The 6,834-nt window shown below is 54.7% G+C and carries 5 protein-coding genes; all 5 read left to right on the top strand.

Annotated features, from left to right (window positions below; genetic code table 11):
• Positions 1-224: hypothetical protein (locus N2245_RS09685; RefSeq protein ID WP_494536533.1), on the top strand; the 224-nt coding region annotated here is incomplete at its 5' end.
• Positions 225-559: 335 nt separating this feature from the next.
• The gene (locus N2245_RS09680; RefSeq protein ID WP_494536532.1) at positions 560-2,053 is read left to right on the top strand and encodes an extracellular solute-binding protein; all 1,494 of its coding nucleotides are present in this window, start codon (positions 560-562) and stop codon (positions 2,051-2,053) included.
• Between the two features lie 69 nt (positions 2,054-2,122).
• Positions 2,123-3,055 (top strand): carbohydrate ABC transporter permease, encoded by a 933-nt coding sequence (locus tag N2245_RS09675; RefSeq protein ID WP_494536531.1) that lies wholly within the window; start codon positions 2,123-2,125, stop codon positions 3,053-3,055.
• Positions 3,056-3,076: 21 nt separating this feature from the next.
• Positions 3,077-3,940 carry a carbohydrate ABC transporter permease gene (locus tag N2245_RS09670; RefSeq protein ID WP_494536530.1) on the top strand — a complete coding sequence of 288 codons (864 nt, stop codon included), beginning with the start codon at positions 3,077-3,079 and terminating at the stop codon, positions 3,938-3,940.
• A 38-nt stretch (positions 3,941-3,978) separates the two neighbouring features.
• Positions 3,979-6,750: a glycoside hydrolase family 2 protein gene (locus tag N2245_RS09665; RefSeq protein ID WP_494536529.1), complete on the top strand. Its 2,772-nt coding sequence runs from the start codon at positions 3,979-3,981 to the stop codon at positions 6,748-6,750.
• Positions 6,751-6,834: the final 84 nt, after the last annotated feature.

The raw sequence follows: 6,834 nt of genomic DNA, 5'->3' as shown, positions 1-6,834 counted from the left end.
ATCGGGAATTTCACATAACAGCTCCTCATGGGGGTATCGCAGGAAGGTTCCTGCATCCGGGTATGCCCGGGGATCATCTGTGTCCTCCCCTCAAGGTCAGTAGCTTCACAGTCGTTCCCCAGATGCTCTTCCAGGTGTGTGCAGTCAGAAAGCACTCAGAATACCCCTTTATGGGGGTAGGCGCAGGGCGTGCCGCACGCAGCCCCTCAGAGTCACCCTCATAGTCAGTTGCAGAGTTTTTCCCGATTTCCCGATTACTTAAGAGACCGGGAAATCGGGAAAAAGTATCAGGTGGAGAATACAGGCTTGAGCCTGGCAACAGTCCCGTATGGAGCGGGGGGGTAAGGGTGCAGATATCTCTTGACACCGATTTGGGGCTTGTGTAGTATTTCGACAAACGGTTTACAACGTTGTAAAGAGGACAGATGATTTTCGTGACAGGAGGAGGTGGTAGGTCCGAAGGGTTTTGTCCTGGCTTGCATGCTTGGGTTCTTCCCAAAGGCTTATTCGTGGCACAAACCCTCTAATCTTGAAATTCACTTAGGAGGCTATCAGGAAGATGAGCGAGGAGAGGCAGGAAAGATCCGGCAGCTTACTTACAAGAAGGCAGGCGCTCAAAGCGATCGGGATGGGAGCCGTAGGGATTGCCCTGGCGGCGTGTGGCGGAGGGGCTGGCTCCACGCCTACAGCTCCAGTTGGCGGGCAGGTGAGCACTCCTACCAGCAGCCCGCAGCCATCCCCGACCACTGCGTCTTCACCTAGTCCGGCACCAAGTGGTAAGCCAACCGTGGCTCCGACCCCGCTGCCGCCCACCCCAGTAGTACGGGAGATTGGAAAAGGCACGGAGAAGGTCATCTTCTGGCACGGTCTTGGTGGCGCGGACGGGGAGACCATGCAGGTACTACTGCAGAAATACACCAAGGAGAAGGGCATTGCGGTCAGGTCCGAGACCTACGACTGGGGCCTGTTCTACCAGAAGCTCCCGACATCTATAATCGCAGGCACGCCGCCAGACATGGCGATCATGCATGAGTGGGCCATGGCTCAGTTTGGAACGCAGGGTGTGCTGCAATCGGCAGATGACCTGTTCTTCAACGCTGGTATCCTCGACAAGAGCGATTACAACGAGGAGATCATCAAGAAGATCACTATCGATGGTGTGGCCTATGGCGTGCCCTGGGATAACCATGGCTGGGGACTTTGGTACAACACGAAGCTCATCAAGGAAGCTGGGCTGGACCCCAACAAGCTTCCCAAGAACGGGCAGGAATACCTGGAGTGGTGCTACAAGCTTACTACGGATCAAAATGGCAAGCATCCTGGCGAGAACGGCTTCGATTCTAAGAAAGTAGCTGTGTATGCTACGCATCCTTCCTGGCTACGTCCCACTTTGCTCTCCACCATCTGGCAGTTTGGCGGCGAAGTGTTTGATCCTGAGAAGAAGAAGGCGTCTCTCGATAGTGAGGCCTGTATAAAGGCGGTTCAGTATTGGGTCGACCTGGTGCATGAGCACAGAGTAGCAGCTCCCACGGGCGCGGGCACTACATCACCTGCTGACCTGTACGCCAACAACAGGCTGGCTCTAATGTGGGAGGGTAGCTGGATGCTGAACTTCTTCAAGGATAGGCCCAAGCTGCTTCCTCCAGTAACTAAGGCCGCATCCTTGCCCTCTCTGTCCGATGGCACCCAGGCCGCCTGGATGAGTGCTCACATATTCGTGATCCCCAATGGTATAGAAGGAGATCGATTGGAGAGAGCCAAGAACCTGATCAAGTGGTTGGAGGACCACAATGCCGAATGGGCGGATTCCGGCCAGGTGCCGGCTAAGCTCTCTGTGCAAAACAGCGGTATTATCCAGAAACTGTGGTCGGTCAGTGCTTTTGCTAAGGAGTTTCAGACCATCGGTCGCACGGAGCCCCAGCACGTGGCCATCACCGAGATACAGGCCCAATATGAACCTGCGTTTGATGCTGCTCTAAACAAAGTAATGTCCGTTAAGGACGCTCTTACTCAGGCTAATCGCCGGATTCAGGATATTCTGGACCGCTATTAGATCACTTGGTTTTACAATAGGGAGAAGGTGGTCTATACCCCTCTCCCTATTGTGTAGGAGGTGCTGATTATGAACACCACTCGGGTAGAGGACATATCAGCTGTAAGGGTACGTTCCAGGGCAAGGATGAAAGCTCTGCGCAAGCAGCTGCCAAACTATCTTTTCATTTTGCCCTTCCTATTCTTCTTCGCTGTTTTTACAGCTTGGCCAATCATACAGGGAATTAGGATGAGCCTGTATGACTGGCGTATCCTTGCTAAGACGCAGCGATTTGTGGGGCTTAAAAACTACCAATCTCTGATGAGAGACGACCAATGGTGGGAGACCCTTGGTCATACGCTCTATTTCACGGTGCTCACTGTGGCCCTAATGGTAGTGGTGTCCCTGCTTACTGCAGCCGCCCTCAAGCGCAACATCCCAGGCAGGGAATTCTTCAGGGTGCTCTTCTACACTCCGGTGCTACTGTCGGTCTCAGTGATGGGCGTGGTCGGCAACAGGGTGTTTGATCCCACAAGCGGCTTGCTCAACTACTATATAACTTATGTGCTGAACGGTCCTCAGATAGGTTGGGTGAACAACCCCAGGATAGTCATTCCCACCCTAGCGATATTCACTGTGTGGTGGGGGTTTGGCTTCCCGATGCTCGTGTTTCTTGCGGGACTTCAGAACATTCCAGAGCACCTATACGAGGCTGCCAAGATCGACGGCGCTAGCAGCATACAGTCCTTCTTCAACATAACGTTGCCTTTGCTCAAGCCGGTGACCCTCTTCGTGGTCGTGACCCAGTTCCTTGCACACATGCTCGTCTTCGGTCAGCCTCTGCTCATTACGGGAGGAGGGCCAGGCACGGCCTCCAAGACCGTGATGATGTATCTGTGGGAAACTGGGTGGAAGTTCTTCCGCATGGGCTACGCCTCGACCATGGCCGTGGCGCTGGCAGTCATAATGATCATCGTTTCCCTTGTGTTCTTCAGGCTGTTCGGAGCCAGGGTCGAGTACTAGTTAATCATCGGAGGGAAAATCATGGCCTCTGCTATCGCTAAGGTTAACTTTCGCAGGATATCTCTGGAACTGGTGATAACTTACGTGTATCTGATCGCGCTCGGCATAATTACGCTGGCTCCTATTGCGTACATGGTATCCCAGGCATTTACGCCCGAGGCGGACCAGAACCAGTGGCCGGTCAGGTGGATACCGGAGCATCCAACAGTGAATAACTTTCGACGCCTGCTTGCGGATCCTACCCTTCCGGTCCTGAGGTGGCTATTCAACAGCTTCTTCGTGTCGACCAGCGTGATGCTTCTGACTCTGCTGCTGTGCTCGCTGGCTGCTTACGCTTTTGCTCGCCTGGAGTTCCCAGGAAGGGACGTGATATTCTTTATCATCCTTATCAGCCTGATGATACCGGGAGCCGTAACTTTCATACCTGTGTTCCTCTTGATGCGCGACCTGAAGTTCCTTGACACCTATAACGCACTCATATGGCCTGCTGGTGCCAATGCCTTCGGGGTATTCATGCTCAGGCAGTATTTCATAACTATCCCGAAGGAGCTGGAGGAAGCTGCTCTAGTCGATGGAGCCAACAGGTTCAGGATATATTGGCAGATAGCTCTCCCGCTAGTATCGCCCGCATTGGTGGCCCTGGGCATCTTCACGTTCCTCGGCTCCTGGAACGACCTGTTCTGGCCGTTGGTCGTGCTCAGCGAGAGGACTATGTACACCTTGCCGGTGGGATTGGCCTTCCTGGGGCAGGGCAACTACGTACAGCAAGGCTTGACTATGGCGGCTGCTACGCTGGCATCTGCCCCGGTGCTCATAGTCTACGCTATCTTCCAAAGGCGTATAGTGCAGGGTATATCCCTGACTGGAGGACTGGGAGGCAGGTAGCCTCTAGATAGCTCAAAACTCAACAAGTTGGGGGGATTATGAGAGACAGGATCTGTTTGGATGGTACATGGGATTTCTGCGTTGACAAGGATCGCAGCTTCAGCTCCACCGACGTGGCCTTTGAGGACACGATAGATGTCCCCTCCGCCTGGCAGGCAGCTAAGCCGGAGCTGAGAAGATATACAGGCAGGGCTTGGTACAGAAAGACCATAGACTACCCCGACCTGCCCGACGACAGGCTGTTTCGCCTATGTTTTGGGGCCGTGGATCACGAGTGCACGGTCTGGGTCAACGGTATCGAGGTGGGCGGTCACAGCGGAGGATACACGCCCTTCTGTCTGGACGTCACTCATGCTCTACGTCCAGGTAGGAACGAGATCCTCGTCATGGTCGATGACTGGGGCTATAGGTACCAATGGGCTCCCAGGTGGCTTGACCAGGAGGTGGATCCGGAGTTCGAAAAGGCAGCCAACATCCTCCACGGCAAGCAGACCTGGTACGCAGATGTATCTGGTATATGGCAGAGCGTGTGGCTAGAATCGGTGCCACTGGCACACATCAAAGGCGTCAGGATCTACACGGACCCACAGAGCGGTAACGTGACGTTCAGAGTAGCGACCAGCGAGGCCGCTAACGGCAGGGAGCTGCGGGTTGAGGTGCTCGACCAAGGGCAAGTGCGTGCCGCTGCCTCCGATCTAGTTGCGGAGTCCTCCTGCGAGCTGGCCTTGCAGCTGGCAAATCCCAAGCTGTGGTCGTTGGATTCGCCCAACCTCTACCATGCCCGCATCACCTGTGGGGAGGATACATTTACAGAAAGGTTCGGCATCAGGAGCTTCGAGGCCAGAGAGGGAAGGTTTTTCCTAAATGGCTCCCCCTTATACATGCGAGGGGCTTTGGATCAAGACTTCTACCCTGGTACCATATACGCCCCTCCAAGCAAAGAGTACGTCTACGAGCAGTTCAGACTTGCAAAGGAGCTTGGGCTGAACACCCTGAGGTGTCACATAAAGGTTCCTCACCCCTGGTACCTCGAGGTGGCAGATGAGCTGGGGATACTCATCTGGGAGGAGATCCCCTCCTGGGGGACGGTGGGCAGAGAGCCCAACTCCTATAACGTCAAGCCCGTGCCCGAGAGCACGAGGAGAGAAGTTCTGCAGACTCTTCAAGAGATGGTAGATCGCGATTTCAACCATCCTTCACTGGTCATCAGGACCATAGTTAATGAGGACTGGGGCACCCACCTCGTGATGTCCCAGGAGGATCGCAGCTGGCTGAAGCAGATGTACCACAAGGCTAAGGAGCTCGATCCCACCAGACTGGTTGTAGATAACTCCGCCTGCTATGGCAGCAGAGGCCCCAACCTCCATGTGAAGTCCGACATCAATGACTTTCATATCTATGCCCTCATGCCCGATGAATACCAATTCTTTGCAAGTTGGGTGGAGCACTTCGCACAGGCCCCCCTATGGACCTGGAGCCCGTACGAAGACTCCGAGCCAAGGGGGGATGAACCCCTGGTGGTGAGTGAGTTCGGGAACTGGGGATTGCCGTCTTTGGAGCCAACTAAAGAGGAGGCGGAGCAGGAAGGCGAACCTTGGTGGTTTATGACTGGCGGCTGGGGAGGTGGCATCGCCTCCGAGGCCACACATCCCACCGGTGTGATAAAAAGGTTTCATGAGCTCGGTCTGGACAGAGTATGGAGTTCTTATGAAGAGCTTGCACGGGGAACTCAGAGGCACCAGTACGAAGCCCTCAGGGCAGAGATAGAGGTGATGAGGCTGTACCCGTCCATCGTTGGGTACGTTATTACTGAGTTCACCGATGCGTACTGGGAAGCTAATGGTCTGCTAGATTTCTACCGCAATCCAAAGTACCTTCACGAGAAGTTTAGCCTGGTCAACACAGATGATGTCCTCATCCCTGACAGAAGACGTGGCTCCTATTGGGCTGGTGAGGAGCTGGAAGTGCCTATCAGATACTCCAAATGGTCCGCGGGTAGCATATCAGGAGGCAGCGTCTACTACGCTAGTAAGCAGCTGGGAGGGGAAAGGCAGCTGCTTGCCACAGATATCACCGCCCATCAGGGTCAGGTGGTGGATGTCGGCAAGATCAAGCTCCAACTGCCCGAGGTTGATTCCCCCAGCTTGATCGAGATCGATGTGTGGCTGGAGCATAAAGGCCGCAAGTTGGCGGCTAACACTCTCGAGCTAATGTGCCTGCCCACGATTAGCAGGAGGACCAGAGCAGATGCCCCCCTTACGGTGGTATCCCCTGAGTCCAATTTGTCTACTAGGCTCAGGAGCATGGGCTGTAACTTGGTTTCGGATCTGAAGGACGCTGAGATCGCGGTGGCAACTAGAGTCACACCCGAACTAGACAGGTGGGTGAAGGGCGGGGGCAAGTTGCTGCTCGTGGCAGATGAAACCTGTCCCTACCTGTTCACCAGGCCCAGGGCTGGTAGTCCCTGGCAGGGCAACTGGTGCCAAAGCTGGACCTGGATCTTGCCAGGCAGCCTCTCTCGAGTATATGTCCAGAACCCGTTAGGTTTTCTTTTCAGGGAGGTCATGCCTAGGCACGTAATTATGGGATACATGCCTGAGCATAACGCCGACGTACTTGCTGGTATGTTCGTTGGGTGGCTGGCACTGCCAGCCCCTGTAACCACTAAGTACAGGGTAGGCAGGGGTATGGTCTTACACACAACCTTTGACCTTGCTCGGAGCGAGGCCCCGGTCTCAGATGCCATGCTGGCGGATCTTGTGGACCACATCGCCTCTCCAGAATTCTACCCTGAGCGTCGTCTAGCCTGATCTTGGGGGAGGGGCAGTTATCCCTCCCCTTGTGTATTTCCCCAAGGGTACAAGTCTCACTCTCGTGATATACTGGGCAAGTAC

It is taken from the genome of Thermobaculum sp. T2p, assembly GCF_059335935.1.
The sequence above is the reverse complement of the archived record's forward strand: the minus strand, read 5'-3'. Positions and strand labels throughout refer to the sequence as shown.